The organism is Paenibacillus nuruki (assembly GCF_001721045.1).
Taxonomy (GTDB): domain Bacteria; phylum Bacillota; class Bacilli; order Paenibacillales; family Paenibacillaceae; genus Saccharibacillus; species Saccharibacillus nuruki.
The window spans coordinates 57,310-79,289 of record NZ_MDER01000028.1; the positions used below are offsets into that span (position 1 = coordinate 57,310).

Here is a 21,980-nt window from a genome sequence, read left to right on the forward strand (position 1 = left end):
ATAAGAATTCCTTTTTATTTTAAGCATAGATATGAAATTACACGTCGGCAATTTCTCAAGCGAGGTACGTTGGTCGTGGCTTCGCTTGGACTAGGAACAGCCGGATACAGCTGGCTAGGAGAACCCAACTGGTTAGATAAAGTCTATATTGATCTGGCATTACCTCAGCTTCCTCCAAGTCTAAATGGAATGAAATTGATTCAATTCAGCGATGTTCATTTAGGGATGGGAAAAGAAGCTGCCGATCTGGAAAAGTTAGCCGATATCATTATGGCGGAGAAACCAGATATGATCTGTTTTACTGGAGATATGGTAGATGATGATCCGACCCCTTTACGTGCAGGAGTAGGAGCGCTTCAGAAAATGTCTGCACCATTAGGTAAATTTGCAGTTCTCGGTAATCATGATTATTTAAACGATGTACTGCTTGTTTCGGAGATGATGGAACAAGGCGGATTCACCATGTTAACCAACGAAAATATACAGATTAAGCGGCCAGATGGAACGCTTGCTATTATTGGTCTGGATGATCAGTTATTAGGAAAGCCGAATGTGAACAAAGCAACATCAGATCTTGCTGAAGATGCTTGTCGCATTTTATTGATGCATGAACCGGATTATGCGGATAAGATTCCGATTAACTTTGGTTTTCATTTACAATTATCAGGTCATAGTCACGGCGGGCAGATTCGATTACCGTGGTTCGGCGCTGTGATTACTCCTCGTGGTTCACGTAAATATATTATGGGTTGGTATCAAGCAGGGCCACAGCGTCAGCTACCACTCTATGTTAATCGAGGCATCGGAACGTCTCAAGTCCCTATTCGATTGATGTGTCGACCGGAATTAACGATATTTACGCTTAGACGAGCAGATCAATAAAAAAATAAGCAGTTGCAGTTATATGCGAAGTGCTGAAAGAAAGATATTTTGCAAGCAAAAATCACGATAGATTGAACTACATGATGGATTGAAGTAGAAGAAGTCGCGCTTATCATGCCAAGCGCTAGGAGGAATGAAGGATGGAACGTATTGCTTTGGTGTCTGATATTCATGGTAATTATCCAGCATGGCAGGCGGTATTAGCGGATATTGATCAAAGAGGGATTAAGCGTATTTTTTGTCTTGGCGATCTAGTGGGTAAAGGACCTGATGCTGTCAAAATTACGGATGAAGTTGCGCAACGTTGTGAAGTGATTATTCGTGGCAATTGGGAAGAGCTTGTTGCTCGGATGAGCGGTGATGATGAATTATTTGGCTGGCAAGCTCAGCAATTGGGACCGGAGCGAGTCAAGTATTTGGAAGAATTACCATTTCGCCATGAATTTTTACTAAGTGGACGATGGGTATCGCTAGTCCATGCATCGCCTGAAAATGTATTTCATCGTGTACAACCATGGGATGATCTAGAACGCCGTTTAGGTATGTTTGCACCTGTGGTGAATCCAACGACGCAAGAATCCATTATTCCCGATATCGTAGGCTATGGAGATATCCATAATGCATATATGCAACATCTAGAAGGTCGACTATTATTTAATACAGGGAGTGTAGGGAATCCACTAGATATACCCGCAGCTTCTTATGCGATTCTAGAAGGGGAATATTTATCGGAAGAGATAGCTCCTTATTCGTTACAATTTGCTCGTGTGCCGTATGATATCGAACAAGCGGTACAAGATGCCCGTGATGCGAATATTCCAGCACTGGATTACTATATCAAAGAACTACGCACCGGCGTATACCGTGCGATGCAGCAAGACTAACTATAGGAGGAATGGCGATGTTGAGTAAACAGGATTTGAAAAAGGGCTTTCCTGATCTGTATACAGATCGACTCAAATTACGCCGTCTAACTGCACAGGATGTGGAGATCTGGTGGGAATGTGCCAGTGATCCACAAGTGATGAAATATTTGTACGGAGCGAAAGAGAGTAAGGAATATCAGTCATTACAGCCAGACCGTCTGGGGCGCAGAGTCGAAGAAGCTTTTCGCAGTCTCAGCTCGATGCATTTTGCAATCACATCCAAAGACGATGGTACTTTATACGGCGTGTGTTCTTTTCAACGATGGGATGAACGGGCAGCACGGGCAGAGATCGGCTTTGCTCTTTGTCGTAGTCATTGGGGAAGAGGATATGCTGCTGAAGCGTCCAGTCGCATGGTTGATTTTGGCTTTGAAGATATGGGTCTATCGCATATTGTGGGGCGTTGTCATGCAGATAATGCACTCTCTCAACGGGTGCTTGAGAAAAATGGAATGCGTCCGCAACAACCATCTTCTAATGCAGGGATTCAGAGCTACTGGGAAGAGATGGGCATTATGATTTATTCTATCGCTCATACGGAATACTTGTTACGCAAAGAACGTGCCGCTTCTCATACACACAGTCAGGAAAGAAGCGGAGGCGCTTCCTCTTCATGAACGGACAACAGTGGTTCACCCGTCCGCTTGGTATTTGGAGCAGTTCACTGATCGCTACCATTTTGTGGGGGAGTGCACTGCCTTTTATCAAGTTAAGCTATGCTCATCTGGGGATACAAAGTCATGATATTTTTGCGCAATGGTTATTTGCAGGATATCGCTTTACACTGGCAGGGCTATTGTTGATAGTATTAGCCAAAATCTTAAATCCCAAAGGGCAACCGATTCCTCATATTCCGGCTAAGCGATTAATCAGCCTGTCAATGTTTCAGACATTATTACAGTATATTTTTGTATATGCAGCACTTGGCTTGGGATCAGGCATGACGATGTCGATTATTGCTGGCTCTGTATCGCTATTTCAAATGTTATCGATTCGTTGGATTGATCAGACCGAACGATTATCGATGCGCAAATGGTTCGGGTTGTTGCTAGGATTTACAGGGATTGCGGTCATGGGCTTTGGGCAAAGTGGAGGCAATGTACATTTTGGTTTTGGACTGGGTGAACTGCTGATGCTATTGTCTGCTCTGACAGGAGGCTGGGGGAATGTGCTAGCACGCCGTGAAGCAGGGATTGAACCTGTACTGAGTCTTACCGGTCGTCAGATGTTCTGGGGCGGTCTAGGCTTGGTTGTCATCGGTTCCTTAACAGGACATCCTTTTCCTTTCCACTGGGATCTAGCGGCTGTAGGGATGCTTCTATACCTTGTCGTACTCTCTGCTGGAGCATTCGCTCTCTGGAATACAGTGATGAAATACAATAAAGTAGGCAAAGTATCGATGTATCTATTTTTAACGCCATTGTTTGGAGTAGTCTTATCGGCTCTCTGGTTAGATGAAAAGTTATCAATCTGGGCGGCGCTTGCTCTAATTTTAGTAGCAAGTGGTATTATATTGGTCAATCGAGAACGTATTGTACATAAAGAGTAAGATTTTGTTATACAACTGCAATCGTGTTGCAACTCAATCTCAATAGAGAAAAGGTAAGATTGTTCTCAAGACCCCCTTTTTGAATATATGATGGACCTGCGTGAGTGCAGGTCTCTTTTTTTGCGCTTTTATATTATTATCCCGCCGAATAAAAGCAAAAACTAAAGAAATACATAACAAAAACTCCAATCTTTATACTGGATATACTACTTGTACGGCTAAGCGGCATATAGCAAAAGATTGGAGTAAGTTGAAAATCTATCGGACATGTACAGTTATCATTTAATATCTATACATTCCCTGTTTAAAAAAAGATGATCAAAAATGGCTATAAAAATGAATTGAAAATATTTAAAGCGCTACAGCATGACGTTGCTTTTGCTTATAATAAACCCATTCAGTAAAGCCAATCTCACGCAATTTTTGAGCGACTTTATCAATATCATCACCGACACGCTGAGGGATATGCGAATCAGAGCCAAATGAAATATCGACGCCAAAATGATGAGCACGTTCTAGAATTTCATCAACAGGATGCCAGAGTCCACAGACTTTGATCTTCCCGGAGGTATTCACTTCAATCGCTACACCGCATTCGGCAATCACTTGTAATGTACGGTCGATCGCTTGTGGAGCTTCAATTTGAGTAAAGTCAGGATAATTGCTTTTCATTGCATCGATATGTCCAAGAATCTGGAACATGCCACTACGTGCAGATTCAGCAATCATACGGAAGTATTCTTCTTTGGTCGCAATCTGATCGGCGGAATTCATGCCTTTCCAACGAGAACGATCGAAAATGCTATAACCACTACTATAATGAACCGAACCGATAATATAATCAAAAGGATACTGAGACAAAATGTCTTGATATAATTTGGCGTAATCAGGGAAATAATCGGATTCGATTCCTAATAAAACATCAATTTTGCCTTCGTATTCTTTTTTGAGATCCAATACTTCTTGTACATAATGTTGAAGCTCGCTTTTGCCCATAGCAGTCTGCGGGAAAGCTTGTTCTTTGTCACTGCCGAAAAAAGGGGTATGATCTGAAATTCCGATCACCTGAATATCCGCAGCAATCGCAGCTTCAATATAATCACGGATATCGCCATCCGCATGTCCACAACGATAATGGTGGGTATGAAGATCAAATTTCATAAAAATCGCTCCTTATGCGCTTGGCAGTATAAGCGCAATTTCGTATAGTGAATCAAAAATGATATTTGCAAAGCAAAATATCTTACTCTGTACTGATAAATTGATCGGCTGGCATGCCTTTGAGATCATCTAGAAATTGACGCATGGCTGAGTTCAAATATCGACCTGATTTATAAATTAGACCTACAGGATGACTTACCTCGAATTCTGGCATTGGAATCATCACCAGTGTACCATGACGCAATTCACTGGTAATCGACTGTCTAGAGATAATCGCGACACCAAGATCAATCTCAACCATCCGTTTTACTTCTTCACTACTAGACAGCTCCATTACAATCTGAGGTTCAATCCCATGTTCTTTGAATACTTCATCTACAAATCGGCGACCTACCGTATCTGGAGATAACATAATAAGAGGTAACTGTTGTAGATCTTGAATATGTGCTTTTTTGGTACGAGCTAAAGGATGCTGTGGAGAAACGACTAACTCAAACATATCATAATACAAAATCGAAGTATTCAAATTCGGATTGCGTTCGATCAGGTAGCTGATACCTACATCAACCAGACCATTTTCCACACTATGATAGACCTGGGAAGAAGACATCGAATGAATCATCGTCTGAATCAGTGGAAATTGATCCTGGAAATATGAAAGCACTCTCGGTAAAATTTGAATTGCAATCGAAGTTGGAGTGCCAAGCGTAATCCGCCCTTGCGGAGTCTCATCCAAGTCGGATAACCGCTGTTTTAATTGTTCAACAATCGCTAACATCTGTTCAGCATGCTCTAAAAAAACAACACCCTGATCGGTTAATGTAACCGGTTGGTTACGATCGACCAGTACCGTTTTGAATTCATCTTCCAGACTTTTGATCTGAGCAGATACCGCAGGTTGAGTCAGATTAAGTAGTTCTCCTGCTTTACGGAAGCTCATTGTCCTCGAAATGGTCAATAAGGTTTCCAATTGACTGATATTCATGAGTTCCTCCTTATGTATGCCAAATTGTTAAATACTTGCCTAACTGATGAAGTATTCAACAATCGATACCTATTTTAAATTATAGGGGATTACACAAAAAGCATCAATGTACTAAGAAATGTTTAAAATCTATTCATATAAAATGTACATAAATCAGTGCTTGCGACCGATAATAGATAAAGACAGTTAAAAAGACCTAAGATCCATAAAAAAAGAGCAACAAATTTACTAGAAAATGTCGATTCATAAGATTATTAGTAGTGGATTTACAAAAAAACTTAAAAAATGGAATATACAGCAATGATTCTAGATGATTTGAACTAGGTTATAAGGTATAATATCCATTAACATCATAGGTCAAAAGTTGTATTTAAATATGAACCCAATTGTAAAGGGGAGTAAACGAATTATGAAAGCGGAAGTAATCAATCCATTTTTGGAAGCTGCTCGACTCGTCATTGGACAAGTAGTACAAGTGGCTCCTTCTACAGGAAGCCTTGGTATCAAGGATATGGAACTAGTAGACGGTTATATTTGGATTCAAATCGGAATGACCGGGCAAATGAGTGGTGATATTATGTTCGGAATTGAAGAAGCTGTAGCGTTACGTATGGTTTCAGCAATGATGGGCGGCTTTGTCATTACAGAAATGGATGAGATGAGCCAAAGTGCTATTTCAGAGTTAGGTAATATGATTAGTGGTAATGCAAGTACCATTTTGTCTAATCAAGGCGTTACAGTAGACATTACACCTCCAAAGGTAATGAAGACTAGTGCCATGACTGGATTTGTGTCCACCAAAGCATTAACAATTCCTTTGTTAATGGATGGAATCGGAGAACTCGATATTCAAGTAATGATCTCTTAATCGGGAAGCTATTCAAGTACGATCTCTTATCTTTACAAGAGAATCAAAAAACCTCTTTGACCATAGTCACTATGGTTAAAGAGGTTTTTTGGTATGGTAGTATAAAAAGGTGTAACAACGGATAACATAGGCTATATGGCGTTAAGAGCTCACTTTTTTACCTTCACCACTCAATATTTTCAAAATATCATTCTCATATGCCAAAATATAATGGAGCTTATAAGAACTGTAGACAGTACCAGAATCTTTGCGCTCTTCGGCGGTGATCTCTACAGTGACTTTCACCTGGTCTCCGTCTTTGGTGGCAATAATCGAATCAATAGAGACAGCCCCTGTATTGATATATCCTTGCCGAAAATCAGCATAAGATAGATTACTTTGCCAGCGACTGCCGAGTAAAGAGTAGGCAGTTACATAATCTTGCATACTTAGACTTTCATAAAAGTAACTGACTATATACTGCGCTTCATCTTGGACAGAAGGCATCTCATCATCGACATTTTCAGAAGATGCAGAAGTAGTTGGTACATCTTTCATTGGGGTTTTAGACCAGTTTTGTACAGTTTTTTGGATCTCGGCTACTGGAATACTAAATCCAATCGTATTGGATTCACTTGCCATCGCTGAGTTGATACCCAGCACTTCACCGGTGTCTGCATGAATCAGTGGACCTCCGCTATTACCGGGAGCGATAGGTGCAGAGATTTGATACAGATTGGTATACACATAAGGATCGATCGTAAAGTCACGTCCAACTCCGCTAATAATGCCTGTAGTAATCGTATTTTGTAAGCCAAGCGGGCTACCCAGTGCCAGTACATTATCGCCTACATCCGCCGAACCTTTTTGAGCTAACTTTAAAGGTTCAGTGCCTACCAGTTCTGGTACACGAACCACTGCAATATCCGTATCTGTTCCGATACCAATCACTTTGCCTGTTAGGGTGCGAGCATCTGCTGTTTTGACTTTAACATTCAGCGCCCCTGCCACGACATGCGCATTAGTAATAACATCTCCCTGATCGTTATACAGAAATCCTGATCCTAGTGATCCATCTTCCAATTCAATCATCACTACTTTTTTCTGAGTCTTAAAAATAACATCTTTCAGTGTCGAAGTGCCTGTGTTTGTTTGACTGGCTGTTTGGGCAGTCTTACTCGCTAACAAAGGCTTGTTCGGTAATTGAGTAGGCACTGTACGATTGATATACGAGAAGGAACCTATACCTGCTGCTATAATCACGACACTGGCAATACTGCTAAATATCCATCCTTTATTCATATAGGCTCCTCCTTATTCCAGATACCATGTTATATTATCAATCTGTACAGTTACTTCTTCATACCAATCATATTCATAAGCACTGTAAGATCCGGTTGCACCGGGTTCTAAATCGTAAGGTTCTACTGACGCTGAAGAAGAGAATAGATAATTGCCTGCCGCATCATAACCGGAATAATAGACAGTGATTGAATAGATCGGTTTGGTGGCTACATTTTTAACTTCGCCATAGATTTCAATATCACCGTATTCGTTCAGTTGTGTATCTACATTCAATAATTCTACGCCGGCTGTTCGGTTTTTTAAATCTTCTTCTTCGGCTTGTTGAATCGCTCGTTCAATACGCTGTTTTTCAGCCAGTTCAAAAGCTTCTTTTTCAGAAGTGATACGTTTTTGTAAAGATAACAATTTTTCGTCTTTGCTAGAATATTGTAGCCCTGCTTTGACGGCTGCTGTCGCTTGACTAAAATCATTCTGTTGGAGAAGTTTTTCAGCATTTTTCATGCTGATCGTGATGATTTTGTTAATAATCAGTTGATGTACTTCTTTGGCTTCTTGATTGTTCAGTCGATCCACTTCGTCTAGCTTGTATGCCAGCGCATCAATCGTATCTAATTGATCCAATTCTTTTTTCACTTTGAGGACAGCTAACAAATCTTGATTGCGATTAGCTAGTGTTTTTTCTTGCTCAAATATAGATTCTTTACGAGTATCTAAGGCTTTTTGCAAAGTGATTAATGATTTCTCAGCAGGTTGAAGTTGATTTTGCTTAAGGTTAGAAGAGACCGTTTCCAATTTAGTATGAATACGATTCGCTGTCTCAATCATAGTCTGATCTTTTGTTAATACAGCATAGGTGGGTCGTAATGTAGTCGCTTGCGTGATTTTGGCAAGAGCTGGTTCATATTGCCCTTTCAATGCAAGCTGACTGGCTTCTTGATGCAATTGAGTGACTTGTACATTGATATCTTGTTGATGTTGATACCACCAAAATAAAGTGCCTGCAATCCCCAGCAAAAGTACAGTCGGTATAATCCATGTAAGATGACGGGCTGGAGAAGTAGACCGATAGGGTGGTGATCCTGATGGTGGTACAGATACAGTCGATGATGCAGGTTCTGCGCGATGAATCGGTTTATTAGCAATAGGAAGAGTAGGTTCGGAATCGGTATGATTTGAAGATTGATCAGAACGAAGTTGATCTAAATAATCGACAGGAGTCTGCTCTTTATCTATCTCCTGCTCACTCGGTACTGTGGATTCGGATTGCGTCTGAAGCTTGGCTCCGCATTGACTGCAAAAAACAGCATGATCCGGCTGATTTGCCCCACAATGATTACAATACATATATAACCCCTCCTCAGCGCTTGGCAGTATAAGCGCGACTTCTTCTAGTACAGTCAAAAATGATTTTGCCAAGCAAAATATCTTACATTCAGCGCTTGGCAGTATAAGCGCGACTTCTTCTAGTACAGTCAAAAATGATTTTTGCCAAGCAAAATATCTTACCTTCCAGCGCTTGGCAGTATTATCACAACATCTTCCATCACTAAGATAATCGCCAAATAACTGACTAAAATATAACATGTTTTCTTGATGTTTAGGAAATAATTTCCTATAAGTAAATCAATAGATCTTTAGATGATTTGGCAGTTCAGACGGATCAAAGTATAATGAAAAAGAATTTTGTAAAGTCTTACCATCAAGACATGCAGGAGGAGGAACATGGCAAAGCAAGCGAACAATTCGATACCTGTACTGATCTACCGTTATCAAGGGCCCAAAAGAAATATAGGATTTCATTTATCCCCCTTTAACAAGGAAGAAAATCAAACAGAGATTTCATTCAAAGATATGTTGTTTATATATAATGAAGATTTTAATTATATTCGTCCGTTATTGGACAAACGATTTCCACTGATACATCCATACACGATGGAAACGATGAATCAATTCGATCCATGTTGGGATAATCCTATTGGTAAAGAAATATGGATGGATATCTTAGCAGAATTGCAACAACAGAATGTAGAAGAGGAAGAACTACAGCTTTTTTTGCAACAATTTCATACATGGATTAGTGAACGGTTACAGTCAGCAGAGGGTATAGAGGTTACTGGTAATTTATAGATTTCGGGTTGGTGATAAAAGGGAGGAATGCAGTATGTTTACTGCGACAATATGGTAAAACTTGCGAATAAAGTTGTTCTTATCACAGGTGCTTCTAGCGGGCTAGGTGCAGGAGTTGCTTCATTATTAGTCGAAAAAGGAGCGATTCCGATTCTGACAGCACGTTCTGAAGATAAGCTTCAGACGTTATCCAGACAATTGAAAGGTGAGCATCAGATTATTCGAATGGATGTTCAGCAAGATGAGGATGTGAAGCGTGTAGTCGCACAAGTCATTAAGCAATACGGTAAGATCGATATTTTGCTTAATAACGCTGGCTACGGACAATTCAAAACGATAGCTGAAATGCCGATCGAAGATTACCAAACGATGATCGATGTCAATTATCTAGGTATTGTACGTTGTACACAAGCGGTGCTTCCTCATATGTTAGCCGCAGGTACAGGACAGATTGTGAATATCGCTTCACTGGCGGGTAAATTCCCGACAGCCAAATCGACCTCGTATACAGCAACTAAGCATGCGGTGTTCGGATTTACCAATGCTTTGCGACAAGAATTAAGAGAAACAAAGATCAAAATTTCGTCTATTAATCCAGGGCCGATTGCGACAGCCTTTTTTGATCGTGCAGATCCTTCAGGGGATTATGTCAAAAATGTGAGCCAATTTATGATGACAACAGATAAAGTTTCTCGGGATATTGTGAAAGTGATGGAAAAGCGCAAAGAAGAACTGGATTTACCACGAATAGCGATTCCTGCTATGCGTATATACGGACTTTTCCCACGATTTATTGATCGGTTAACATATCGTTTGTTTGATCGAAAATAAAGGCATTCTACACTAAAAAGAGTGATCCAGCCGGTTCGCATAGAACCGGTTTTTGGTGCGTTATGATTATATTTGGTGTCCTCTCTGTTTTCGCATATAATAGTAGAGTGTTGTACTCTGTCTGTTTACAATGTTTTAGAATATAAACAAGTGTTGAATAGTTTGTACTTATGAAATGATTCAAGGGCTTGAAAGGATGAAATGTATGGAATCAAATGTGAATTTTCTCGGACTAGGCATCCATGAATGGTTGAACGATGTGCTGGAACGTTATGGAATTACGGAGCCGTCTCCAGTACAAGCAGAGGCTATTCCTCATTTGCTTGAAGGAAAAGATGCTATCGCTCAATCGCAAACAGGTAGTGGTAAAACACTGGCTTATTTGTTACCTGTGTTACAACAGGTCGATCCAGAGCGCAAGCAATTACAAGCGATGATCTTAGCGCCTACGCAAGAATTAGCAATGCAGATCGTACGTGAAAGTGAACGTTATGGAGCAGAACATGGCATTATGACACTGGGTCTGATCGGTGGAGCAGCAATGAAGCGCCAGATCGAGAAGCTCAAACGTCATCCGCAAATCGTTGTCGGTACACCTGGACGGATTAGTGAATTGATCAATCTACGTAAGTTGAAAATGCACCTTGTGAACACACTGATTGTCGATGAAGTCGATCAAGTGATTGGACTTGGTGGTGGCGGAGATGTGAAGAAAATTATCCGCAGTACACGCAAAGATCGTCAACTGGTGTTTTTATCCGCTACAGTGAACGAAGAGATTTTGACACTAGCGAATCGTGAAATGAATGACTTGCTCGAAATCGGTATTGAACCAGATACACGTACATCCGCAGGGATTGAACATGTGTATTTTGTAGCTGAAGAACGAGATAAGTTAGAAATTCTACGACGTGTATTACGCCATTACAATTCTCCACGTTCACTGGTATTCGTGAACGATACCAATGATATTGCAGAAGTGGAAGCGAAGCTGAACCATCTGGGTCTATCTGCGCGCGTATTGTATGGAGATGCGAACAAGGTAACTCGTAGTACGGTATTGTCTCAATTTAGAGAAGGCAAAATCAAAGTGCTTGTCGCTTCAGATGTAGCAGCGCGAGGATTGGATATTGAAGGCTTGAATCTGGTCGTTAGTCTTGATCCTGCGTTTGACACTGATCATTATGTACATCGTAGTGGACGTACAGGACGTATGGGTAAACAAGGGGTAGCGGCTTCGATTATTACCGAACGTGAACGGTTTATTATGCGTAAATTTGCCGATGCCCTTCATATTGATCTGCAAGAGCATGTATTAAAAGGTGGAGCTGTACTGACACTGGAGCAACAACAAGAACGTGAAGAATCGTATCGTGCTTCGCGTGCAGAAGCGGCGGCAGCTCGTTCTGTTCGCCCTACGTCTACACCAGCGGTCAAAAAAGAAACCAAATCTGCTGAACCTCGTTCATCGGTGGAATCTCCTGTGACGACAGAATCGAATATGAATAGCAGTACACCAACAGCTCGCCCGGCAGAGCGTTCACCTAAACCGAGAACAGCGCCACCTGCGGCTAAAGTGAATCCGAAAACAGATAAAAAGAAACGCAAACCAAAAGTAGATACCAAAAGTAAAGGTGCACCGAAATGGTTAAAAGAAAAACGGGCTGCATCCCAAGACGAAAAGTGAGGTAACAATAATGGAACAGGTAGCTATACTTAACGTGGATCACCTGAGTGGTGGATACAGTCGTGGTAAGCCTGTCCTGCATGATATCAGCTTTGAAGTCGGTCGCGGTGAGATGATTGGACTGATTGGTCTGAATGGTGCAGGAAAAAGCACAACCATGAAGCATATTTTGGGATTGATGACGCCGCAACAAGGTGAGATTCGGATTCAAGGATCTACACTGGCAAAAGAAACCGAGCAGTACCGTGCTTCTCTTGCTTTTGTACCAGAATCTCCGCAATTGTACGAAGAAATGACGGTGCGTGAACATCTTGAATTTACCGCTCGTGCGTATAATGTGAGCCAAGCGGATTATGAAGAACGTTCCGCTCATTTGATCAAGTTGTTTAATATGGGAGACAAAGAAGATAGTCTGTCGATGCATTTGTCTAAAGGGATGAAGCAGAAAGTCATGATTATGTGTGCTTTTGTAGCGGCTCCGCCATTGTATGTGATTGATGAACCTTTTCTAGGACTTGATCCGCTGGGGATTCGTTCATTGCTTGATTTTATGGTACAGACCAAAGAAAGTGGATCATCGATCTTGCTGAGTTCACATATTTTGTCCACTATCGAAAATTATTGTGATCGATTTATTGTGTTGCACAAAGGAAAAGTGATTATTCAAGGGACATTAGAGCAGATTCGTGAGCAGACGGGTCAGCAGAACGTACCACTCGAACAGATTTTCTATGATCTGGTTCAGGATGGACTGTAATTATGAATGATCTGCTCAAGTTACGTCAGCAGAGGCAACAAGCTTTTTGGGGAGAAGTGCTTCCTTATTTACGCTATGTGATGCAAAGCGGACTCGCAATCGTCACTTTTTTTCTGCTCATTGTATTTGCAGCATGGTATACCACGTTTTTGCAAAATGTACCTCAAGGTCTGCCTGTACACTGGATATTACTGATTTTATTTACACCATTAGCGATTTACGGTAGTGTGCGTACGTATATGCGGACAGCAGATATTGTCTTTATGTTGCCACTCGAAGTGCGAATGCGTGAATACTTTGCTCCAGCATGGCGTAGTAGTGTGATCGGGAAAATGATCTGGTTGTTGATTCTAGCACTGGTCGCGTTTCCGTTCTACGTCCGAGCAGACATGAATGCCAAGTCGTTAAGTTTACTTGTGATTGTGCTAATTATTGCCAAATTGCTCGGTAGTTATGGAAGCTGGCAAGAATTGCGTATGAATACAGCGGCTGCTCGTGTTGGTTATCGTCTATTACGTTATGTATTGATTATCGGATTATTGGCGGCATTTCTCTGGTTGCCACTAATGACTGCACTGATCGCAGTTGTCGTGATCGCTCTCGTCTATATCGCGCTATTGCGTATTCCTGGCAAAGCATCGGTACCCTGGGAACGATTGATTGCGACTGAAAAAAATCATGCCGCAGGTGTGATGCGTCTACTTGGTTGGTTTGTCGATGTACCGAACGGGGAGCGTAAAGTCAGCCATCGTCGCTGGTTATCTTTTGTCGGGAATCGAGTACCCTGGGTGCCAGCCAAATCATTCCGTTTTCTCGTTTCCAAAACATTAGTGCGCGGAGAATTATTACCGATCTTAATCCGCTTTGTGATTATCGGTGTGGTATTTGTTTTGATCACTCGTGAATCGTGGTTCGGGATTGTTGTCTATCTGCTATTTATTCTATTAGCAGGTATGCAGATGACCAGTTTGCGTAAGCAACATACCGATACACTCTGGTTGTCGATCTATCCGATTCCACCTGAATCGCAACGTCTGGAAACGGTGAAATTGATCACACAGACACAAGTATGGATCACGCTTCTACTCTGGTTACCACTTGCAAGTGCAGGTGATCCGATGCGTATGATTCTTACATTTATCGCAGGCTTAGTGGCTGTCTGGCTTTATCGCCGTTCACTAAATCGCAAATGGCTTAAAGATATCGAAGCTGAAGCCGAATTTGATTAACGTCGAGTGGTTCGCACCCTAAGCACAACTTCTTCTGACATAATCAAAAAGTGATTTTTGTCAGGAAAAATATCTTATGTCGAACTTTCTTCCACGATTATTAATAATCATCTAATGATATGATTTCTATCTAAAACCTGTTGTTCGATCTGCTACTCTTCATGTGGTGGATCAGGAGCAACAGGTTTTTTTGCAATGAATGTCAATTTAATTATCCAGAATTGTAAATTCCAGAAAAAAACAGTATATTCAATAAAGCCTATCATGTATCGAACGGGTAAAATTGCTGACTACAGGTGGTGTACTATGATCCCAAAAATCAACGAAGTGGATATTGATAATTTACAAACATTGGTCGAAAAAATAAGCGAAGTGATGGATACCCCTGTAACGATAGAAGATGCAGAACATCGCCTGCTGGCATATAGTTCTCATGATCCTAATTCTGATCCTGCACGCATCGCTACGATCGTGGGTCGCAAAGTGCCGGCAGATGTGGTGCAAGCCTTGTACGAATCAGGAGCTATGCAACAACTACTAGACACATGGGAACCGGTACATGTGCAGGGTATGAGTCAGGTGGGTCTCAATAATCGAATGGCAATCGCAATCCGACACTATGATGAAGTGATCGGTTATATCTGGTTGCTTGAAAATAACGGTTCGTTTACCCCCGAGCAAATCCATCAATTAAAATATAGTGCTAACCTCGCCGCATCCAAAATGATTCAAATGCAAAAGCGTAAACAAAGTATCGACTTTTTCAATCGTTTATTAAAAGGTCGGTTACTTCAGAACAAGAAGCTCTCATCCAAGCCCGTGAAGTCGGTATTCAAATGCCTGCGTATTCATACATTCTTATGATCGAACAAGAGGATGGCGCGCCAATAAACGATTGGTTAGAAAAAGCATCTCAAGCCGCTAACGAACATGCTGTACGCATTGTTCTTCACGTACGAGAACAACATCGATTGATTCTATTATGTAGTACAGCCAAAACAGCTCCTTCAGTTCTTGCTGTCGAAAAAACGATTATTCCGTTAGTAGATCGTCTCTATACCTTACTGCCACATTCTTCTATTGAGTATGGAGCAGGTAGTGTGGTGCAATCATTGCTAGAGATTAGTCGTAGTTATAACGAAGCACAGCATCTATTGATGTTACACCGCCGATTACCTGAGACATCTTCGATCTTATATTATCCGCAGGCAGGGTTTTACCGTTATCTGTATGCAATGAAGCAAGAAGCCGAGCAATTTCCAGCGTATACTTCGCCACTGGATACGCTAGCCGCTTATGATCAAGAGCATCATAGTCACTTACTGCATACATTAGCTGTATTTCTAGATCACAATAGTGATGCCAAATTAGCCGCACAACAATTGCATGTGCATACCAACACCTTGAATTATCGACTTAAACGAATCGCTGAAGTAGGCAAGATCGATCTGAACAGTATGGCGCAAAAAGTAACTTTATATTTGGAAATCAAGCTTTTGCTATTAGAAGAATCTCAATAAGGGTATATATGTAGTATAAAGATTGTCTTATCATGTAAAATTCCTGATCAATTTTTTAGTATTATTGCTTATTGAAAATGATCGGGTTAGATTATATAACATATAAGATAATCTTTTGTATTTTTACACAAACTAAAACCTTCAAATTTGGGGAATTAGACGATTACATGACATTTTATCTATCCTATAATGATGAGGTAGAGCAAGCACGTACCTTAAAGGAGGAACTGGCATGAGAATTGGAGTCCCGAAAGAAATTAAAAATAACGAGAATCGGGTAGCCATCACCCCTGCGGGTGTAGCGACATTGAGCGGAGCAGGGCACGAGGTCTATATTCAATCTGGAGCAGGCACAGGTAGTGGATTTACCGATAGTGTCTACGAACAAGCAGGAGCACAGATGCTGGACGAAGCTTCTCAAGTGTGGGCTACCGCAGATATGGTGTTAAAGGTGAAAGAACCGTTACCCTCCGAATATGGTTATTTTCGTGAAGGCTTAATTCTATTCACGTATCTCCATCTTGCCGCAGAACCGAAGCTGGCTGCTGCTCTAATTGAGCACAAAGTGATCGGGATTGCTTATGAGACGGTAGAAGTGAACCGGACCTTACCATTGCTCACGCCAATGAGTGAAGTAGCTGGACGTATGGCAAGTCAGATCGGTGCACAGTTCCTTGAAAGTCCTCATGGAGGAAAAGGTATCTTGCTCAGTGGTGTACCGGGTGTGAAAAAAGGAAAAGTGACGATTATCGGTGGTGGAGTGGTCGGAACCAATGCCGCCAAAATGGCTATTGGCTTGGGAGCCGATGTCACGATTATGGACTTGAACCCAGACCGATTGCGTCAACTGGAAGATATCTTTGGCTCGTCGATCCAGACGTTAATCTCCAACCCGTACAATATTGCAGAAGCGGTAGCCGCTTCGGATCTAGTGATCGGAGCCGTGCTGATCCCCGGAGCCAAAGCACCGAAATTAGTGACTGAAGCGATGGTACAATCCATGTCGCCTAGCTCTGTGATTGTTGACGTAGCGATCGATCAGGGGGGAATTGTTGAGACGATTGACCGGATTACGACGCATAACGAACCAACCTATATGAAGCATGGCGTGGTACACTATGCAGTAGCCAATATGCCGGGTGCTGTGCCTAGAACATCGACGATGGCACTAACGAATGCAACGTTACCTTATGTTGTACAGATTGCGAATCAAGGATTGAGAGTAGCCTTGGAAAGTAATCCTGCTTTGAAATTAGGAGTGAACACAGCAGCGGGACGTATGACGTATGCGGCGGTGGCGAGAGATCTGGGATATACGCATGTGGATGTGAATGAAGCGTTGGTAGAGACTTTTGCGGCGTTGAGTTGAGGGTTGGATAAATCAAAAAGAGTTACTGCGAGGGAGAGGCGGTAGCTCTTTTTTTGGTTAGCTAGCTACTTTAGTTTGTTTGTAGATACCTAACTTCTATACAACAATACATATTTATATGTTCCATTTGCGAAAAAGAAAAGAAGAGTATATTGAATTATACATTTGTAGAATCCTAAGTTAACACTCCAAGCAGATAAGACCAGTCTTTAGGCTCAGTCACAATTTCAAAAAGTAAACCAACTATTACTACGCCAATCCCCGCAAATACATTGACTTTTTTCTCACTGATTTTTGTTTTCTCAAATACAAATATTAGTGCTACCATAAATAACATATAAGATACATTTTTAGCACTATCATTCCAGACAAGACCTACATAATGGGACAAGAATAAGGCTATCCCCAAAGATAAAACGATTAATGGAATACGCATTTTCATTAATAAATACCTCCTTCAATTGGGATATATCTAGTTATAGTATTTAAAGTCATCTTAAACTAAATGTATGCGATTTTTGCATAAATAAATAGGCTTGCTCACTCTGTAGTATATGATGATTATAAGGTATTCAGCCAATCCTATTGAATATATCCTCAACTACAGAAAGGATACAAAATTATGAGCAGTCTGTTAGAAAGTATCTACTACGGCAACTTACGTCCCGGTGAAAAAGCTGTATCTCAGAGCGCAGAATATACACAGATCAGTGAGCAAATATCAGCAAAAATGGCAGAGTGGAAAGTGAAGCTTTCTCCAGAAGAATGGCTAGAACTGGAAACCATGTGGGAATTGTATTACCAGTTAAATAGTATGGATCGTGCAGGTTCATTTACATATGGATTTCGATTAGGTGGAGAATTGATGATAGAGGTGTTAAAAGGAGAACGTTAAGGTCAGTACAGATTAAATAATAGTAGAGGAGTATGTATATTCTTTATATAGAATTACATATTTTCTAAGCATCTGGTGCAAGTTGCTAGATGCCTTTTTTATTGTCCGAACACCATATATATAAAATTTAAAATAAAGATTGACAGTAATCGTTTTCAAAATCTATAGTTATCAAACAGTCGTTTAAAACGATTGTTTAAATGTACAAAATAAAGTGAACGGTAGACATAGCCGATACAGGGGGAAATATGAAATCTATTTTTGCAGCATTTATGAAATTACCTACAACCAAAGTAGGGATTGCCACAGCGATTTTGTTTCAGCTTATTTTTACAATTGTATGGATGACAGGCTATCACGGGATAACAGATCGGTTGGATCAATTGAAGGTAGCTGTTGTTAATGAAGATACAGTGTACGGGGAGCAGTTGATTACCAATCTACAATCTTCACTACCTGTTGGCGTGCAGACAGGAATGACGTTAGCTGAAGCTCAGCAACAATTGCAACAACGTGATGTACAGATGATTATTGAGATTCCAGCTGATTTTTCATCAACTGTACAATCTCAGACTCCTGCGCAATTGCATTATTTTATCAATGAATCCAATCCAATTATGATCAAAAATATGATGACTTCGATTGCGGACAAAGTGACAGCCACTGTTAATCGAGCGGCTGTTGAAAGTGGGCTTAAAGGTGTATTTGCTGGACAACTTGCCGATGATCAAGCACAAACAGTGGCAACGATGATGTCTCAGCGTGTTGTGTCGGATATTCAATCGGTTAATCCTGTACAAGGTATGAACAACCAGATGGTTCCAATGATGATGATCCTAGCTTCCTATGTAGGGGCAATGATTATGGGACAGAATTTTCAAATTTCATCCAAAGCACTGGCAAGTCGGTTTGGACGTTGGTCACGCATGTCGGTTCGTTTGTTAGTTACCGCAGGTGCTTCGATTGTGGTATCACTGGTAGGTACTTCTCTCGTCGCCTTGTTCGGTGGGCAATTGGGGCATGGATTTATGGCGTTATGGGGTTTCCAAGCGCTATTCTTATTAACATTTATGCTGGTTGCACAGATGTTTTTATTTGTATTTGATATGGCGGGTATGCTATTTAATATTTTGATTTTGTCCGTACAATTGGTGTCTTCGGGAGCGATGATGCCGCGCGAATTACTACCTGACTTTTACCAGTGGATCGGGTCTGCTTTTCCAGCGACCTATGCTGTACAAGGATTAATGAATCTATTATTCGGTGGCACCGGTGTAGGCAAAGATTGTCTGGCACTTATACTTATTATGGTCTTTGCTCTTATTGTGATTGCTATTGCAACGTCATTACGCAAAGATAAGATGCCTGTCTCACCATTGGTAGCGGTCGCCGAATCTTGATGGTATTATAGAGAGAATATGAGCTGGAAATCGTTAACATTGCAGAGTGTTATTGCAAATGGATTTATTTTCGGCTTTAAGGAATTAGAGGCAGGGAAGTGAACGTGGTGGATAAAGGTGAAGACCATGTTAAAATGCGAATTTTACAAGCAACCAAAAAATTAGCAGCAACTAAAGGATTTGAAGCGACTTCGGTACGAGAAATCTGCAAAGAAGCAAATGCGAATATCTCTCTAGTGTCCTACTATTATGGTGGGAAAGAGCCTTTATTCGAAGCGATGTTGCAGGAATTTATCCCGATTCCTGTATTTTCAGAACAGCTTCGCCATGAAGAAATGAATCCGATTCAAGGTATGAAGCGATTGATTGAACAGATGTATCGCTTTTGTAAATCTGATCCTGAGATTTCGGATATTGTACATCAGGAATTTACGTTACATTCGGAGCGGATCGATATCATTCAAAAGTATACTCTTCCGGTATGGTTGTTACTTCGCCATTACCTAGAAGCAGGTCGGGAACAAGGTGTATTCCATTTTCATTCGCTAGATCATACCTTTTTGCAGGTAATGGGCAGTATTTTATTTGGCAGTAATGAAGCCAAGTCATTAACGATAGTAACATTATTAGATATTCAGCTTGTAGAACAAGGCGATCCGCTAGAAGAACTGATTGTTTATATTCTGCGTGGATTAGGTTGTACGGTTGAACAGATCGATAATAAGTAAGTTGCCAAATGTGAAAAAACTCAAGTTGTTGTGTGACTGAGGCTGTTATTTTTAAAGTTATTCTATAGTGAAGCCAGAATTTATTTTATCTTTGGATACCACGAAGATAAGATCATATTCTGGCTTTTTCTTTCTGAACTAAATGTTACATAAAATAACATAAAGAGCTATTTAAGCTTTATTTATAAAGGTATTAAATGATTATGTACAATAAGCTCACATTGATAAAAGGGTAGCGAGGTCTTATAAAATAATAACTTTTTAATTCATAAATCAGTTAAAAAGAATAAAATAAGTATTGATAACCTAAAATTTCACAGTATAATAAGCATAAATCAGTTAATAATCAATATTAATTATATTATTTGGGATAAGAAGAAATAAATTCTAATTGAATAATATAATGGATATCGTTATACTGATGTAAGAAATAAGCAACATAGTTAATTTAATATGTTACTAAAGTTAACATTATTAAAGGGGGATTATGATGAGAAGCAAGTGGAGTGGGTTGATGGTCGCAGCATTGATTACAGGATTACTAGCAGGGTGTGGAAATGGAGCAACAAGTTCTTCGGGTTCAGCTGGTGATTCGACTGCAAGCACAGGTGATAAAGTGATCAAAATTGCTACGCAATCCCCATTGTCCGGTGGTAGCTCTATCCAAGGCGAAGCGATTAAGCTTGGCGCTCAGATGTCGATGGAAGATCACAAAGAAGAGTTTACCAAATTAGGATACTCACTTGAATTGGTTCCTTATGATGATCAAGGTGATCCTAAAAAAGGGGTAGCCAATGCTGAATTGATCGGTGCAGATCAACAAGTGCTAGGCGTTATTGGACATTTGAACTCCGGTGTATCTATCCCTTCTTCGGTTGTCTACGAAAAATACAACATTCCGATGATCTCCCCTGCAAGTACCGCTACAGAACTTACAGATCGCAAACTCAAAGTGGTGAACCGTGTTGTGGCACGTGATGATTTTCAAGGCCCTGCGGCAGCTGAGTATGCTGTCAAAACAGTAGGTGCCAAAAACATTTTTATTATACAGGACAAAACAGCTTACGGTCAGGGATTGGCGGAAGCTTTTCGTGATGCGGCTCAAGCGCAAGGAGCAACTATTTCTGGTTATGAAGGAATCACCGTCGGTGAAAAAGATTTCAATGGTGTACTTAATATTGCGGCTACCCAAAAGCCCGATTTTATATTTTTCGGTGGATTGTATGCAGAAGCAGGTCTATTGATTAAGCAAGCACGAGATAAAGGGATTATGGCTCCTATTATGGGCGGAGATGCGCTGGATTCTTCAGGATTAGTGGATATTGCTGGCACAGATGTTAAAGGGGCATTGTACAGTTCAGTAGCAGGAGATATTAGTAAATTGCCAGATGGACAAGAATGGACAGCACGTTATAAAGAAGCTTTTGGTAAAAATCCAGAAGGGTACTCTGTCTATGCTTATGATTCGATGACGGTCATGTTAGATGCAATCAAAACAGCGATGGGTTCAGGAACAGAAGCACCTGCTCGTGATGCGGTACGAGATGCTGTGCGTGCGACCAAAGATTTTGAAGGTGTCGCAACTAAAGTGAGCTTTGATGATATTGGGGACAATGCGTATGCGAAAGTCTTTATTTACAAATTCGCAGATGCCACGTATCCAGGGTCACTGGAAGCAGAGATTGCTCAACCTGCCAAATAAAAACTTTGATGTACACCAAAAGCCAAAAGGTATGTGCTGTGATATACACATCTTTTGGCTTTTGTTTTAGAGAATTTTTG

22 protein-coding genes are annotated in these 21,980 nt (G+C 40.8%); 17 read left to right on the forward strand and 5 right to left on the reverse strand.

The window, feature by feature from the left end; genetic code table 11:
• Positions 1-36: 36 nt before the first annotated feature.
• The 4 genes from PTI45_RS03970 to PTI45_RS03985 all read left to right on the forward strand — a co-directional run bounded on the left by PTI45_RS03970 (position 37) and on the right by PTI45_RS03985 (position 3,357).
• Positions 37-882, forward strand: coding sequence for a metallophosphoesterase (locus tag PTI45_RS03970; RefSeq protein ID WP_281181683.1), 846 nt, complete (start codon positions 37-39; stop codon positions 880-882).
• A 140-nt stretch (positions 883-1,022) separates the two neighbouring features.
• Positions 1,023-1,766, forward strand: coding sequence for a metallophosphoesterase family protein (locus PTI45_RS03975; protein WP_069326248.1), 744 nt, complete (start codon positions 1,023-1,025; stop codon positions 1,764-1,766).
• Positions 1,767-1,783: 17 nt separating this feature from the next.
• A complete protein-coding gene (locus PTI45_RS03980; protein WP_069326249.1) occupies positions 1,784-2,425 on the forward strand; it encodes a GNAT family N-acetyltransferase in 642 nt (213 codons plus the stop codon).
• The gene (locus tag PTI45_RS03985) at positions 2,422-3,357 is read left to right on the forward strand and encodes a DMT family transporter (protein ID WP_069326250.1); all 936 of its coding nucleotides are present in this window, start codon (positions 2,422-2,424) and stop codon (positions 3,355-3,357) included. Before PTI45_RS03980 ends, PTI45_RS03985 begins: the two co-directional genes overlap by 4 nt.
• 351 nt (positions 3,358-3,708) lie before the next feature.
• Here the strand turns inward: PTI45_RS03985 and PTI45_RS03990 are convergent, their stop codons facing one another.
• Together PTI45_RS03990 and PTI45_RS03995 are read right to left on the reverse strand one after the other, a co-directional pair.
• The gene (locus tag PTI45_RS03990) at positions 3,709-4,518 is read right to left on the reverse strand and encodes a histidinol-phosphatase (RefSeq protein WP_069326251.1); all 810 of its coding nucleotides are present in this window, start codon (positions 4,516-4,518) and stop codon (positions 3,709-3,711) included.
• A gap of 82 nt (positions 4,519-4,600) precedes the next feature.
• Entirely contained in the window at positions 4,601-5,503 is a 903-nt protein-coding gene (locus tag PTI45_RS03995) for a LysR family transcriptional regulator (RefSeq protein WP_069326252.1), read from the reverse strand.
• Positions 5,504-5,912: 409 nt separating this feature from the next.
• On the opposite strand from PTI45_RS03995, the gene PTI45_RS04000 reads away from it, so the two are divergent.
• Positions 5,913-6,371, forward strand: coding sequence for a chemotaxis protein CheX (locus PTI45_RS04000; protein WP_069326253.1), 459 nt, complete (start codon positions 5,913-5,915; stop codon positions 6,369-6,371).
• 141 nt (positions 6,372-6,512) lie between these two features.
• On the opposite strand, the gene PTI45_RS04005 is transcribed toward PTI45_RS04000, so the two are convergent.
• Positions 6,513-7,652, reverse strand: a complete 1,140-nt coding sequence (locus PTI45_RS04005; protein WP_069326254.1) for a S1C family serine protease — start codon at positions 7,650-7,652, stop codon at positions 6,513-6,515.
• A gap of 12 nt (positions 7,653-7,664) precedes the next feature.
• Positions 7,665-8,999, reverse strand: a complete 1,335-nt coding sequence (locus PTI45_RS04010) for an FxLYD domain-containing protein (protein ID WP_069326255.1) — start codon at positions 8,997-8,999, stop codon at positions 7,665-7,667.
• A gap of 378 nt (positions 9,000-9,377) precedes the next feature.
• Between PTI45_RS04010 and PTI45_RS04015 the strand changes: the two genes are divergently transcribed.
• The 8 genes from PTI45_RS04015 to ald all read left to right on the forward strand — a co-directional run bounded on the left by PTI45_RS04015 (position 9,378) and on the right by ald (position 17,175).
• On the forward strand, positions 9,378-9,782 hold the full coding sequence (locus PTI45_RS04015) for a hypothetical protein (protein ID WP_069326256.1): 405 nt from the start codon (positions 9,378-9,380) through the stop codon (positions 9,780-9,782).
• A gap of 51 nt (positions 9,783-9,833) precedes the next feature.
• The gene (locus PTI45_RS04020) at positions 9,834-10,613 is read left to right on the forward strand and encodes an SDR family NAD(P)-dependent oxidoreductase (protein ID WP_069326257.1); all 780 of its coding nucleotides are present in this window, start codon (positions 9,834-9,836) and stop codon (positions 10,611-10,613) included.
• A 205-nt stretch (positions 10,614-10,818) separates the two neighbouring features.
• Complete coding sequence (locus tag PTI45_RS04025; RefSeq protein WP_069326258.1) at positions 10,819-12,300, forward strand: DEAD/DEAH box helicase; 1,482 nt, start codon at positions 10,819-10,821, stop codon at positions 12,298-12,300.
• 10 nt (positions 12,301-12,310) lie between these two features.
• The gene (locus PTI45_RS04030) at positions 12,311-13,057 is read left to right on the forward strand and encodes an ABC transporter ATP-binding protein (RefSeq protein ID WP_069326259.1); all 747 of its coding nucleotides are present in this window, start codon (positions 12,311-12,313) and stop codon (positions 13,055-13,057) included.
• 2 nt (positions 13,058-13,059) lie between these two features.
• Positions 13,060-14,286, forward strand: a complete 1,227-nt coding sequence (locus tag PTI45_RS04035; RefSeq protein ID WP_069326260.1) for an ABC transporter permease — start codon at positions 13,060-13,062, stop codon at positions 14,284-14,286.
• Positions 14,287-14,592: 306 nt separating this feature from the next.
• Positions 14,593-15,150 carry a hypothetical protein gene (locus PTI45_RS04040; protein WP_069326261.1) on the forward strand — a complete coding sequence of 186 codons (558 nt, stop codon included), beginning with the start codon at positions 14,593-14,595 and terminating at the stop codon, positions 15,148-15,150.
• Positions 15,123-15,806 carry a PucR family transcriptional regulator gene (locus tag PTI45_RS04045; protein ID WP_069326262.1) on the forward strand — a complete coding sequence of 228 codons (684 nt, stop codon included), beginning with the start codon at positions 15,123-15,125 and terminating at the stop codon, positions 15,804-15,806. The genes PTI45_RS04040 and PTI45_RS04045 overlap by 28 nt, the downstream gene beginning before the upstream one ends.
• Positions 15,807-16,038: 232 nt before the next feature.
• On the forward strand, positions 16,039-17,175 hold the full coding sequence (gene ald, locus PTI45_RS04050) for an alanine dehydrogenase (RefSeq protein ID WP_069326263.1): 1,137 nt from the start codon (positions 16,039-16,041) through the stop codon (positions 17,173-17,175).
• A 175-nt stretch (positions 17,176-17,350) separates the two neighbouring features.
• On the opposite strand, the gene PTI45_RS04055 is transcribed toward ald, so the two are convergent.
• The gene (locus PTI45_RS04055; protein WP_069326264.1) at positions 17,351-17,617 is read right to left on the reverse strand and encodes a hypothetical protein; all 267 of its coding nucleotides are present in this window, start codon (positions 17,615-17,617) and stop codon (positions 17,351-17,353) included.
• A gap of 180 nt (positions 17,618-17,797) precedes the next feature.
• On the opposite strand from PTI45_RS04055, the gene PTI45_RS04060 reads away from it, so the two are divergent.
• The 4 genes from PTI45_RS04060 to PTI45_RS04075 all read left to right on the forward strand — a co-directional run bounded on the left by PTI45_RS04060 (position 17,798) and on the right by PTI45_RS04075 (position 21,900).
• Entirely contained in the window at positions 17,798-18,070 is a 273-nt protein-coding gene (locus PTI45_RS04060; RefSeq protein WP_069326265.1) for a DUF6809 family protein, read from the forward strand.
• Between the two features lie 248 nt (positions 18,071-18,318).
• On the forward strand, positions 18,319-19,470 hold the full coding sequence (locus PTI45_RS04065) for a YhgE/Pip domain-containing protein (RefSeq protein WP_069326266.1): 1,152 nt from the start codon (positions 18,319-18,321) through the stop codon (positions 19,468-19,470).
• 107 nt (positions 19,471-19,577) lie between these two features.
• On the forward strand, positions 19,578-20,198 hold the full coding sequence (locus PTI45_RS04070; protein ID WP_069326267.1) for a TetR/AcrR family transcriptional regulator: 621 nt from the start codon (positions 19,578-19,580) through the stop codon (positions 20,196-20,198).
• A 490-nt stretch (positions 20,199-20,688) separates the two neighbouring features.
• Positions 20,689-21,900 carry a branched-chain amino acid ABC transporter substrate-binding protein gene (locus PTI45_RS04075; RefSeq protein WP_069326268.1) on the forward strand — a complete coding sequence of 404 codons (1,212 nt, stop codon included), beginning with the start codon at positions 20,689-20,691 and terminating at the stop codon, positions 21,898-21,900.
• Positions 21,901-21,980 lie beyond the last annotated feature (80 nt).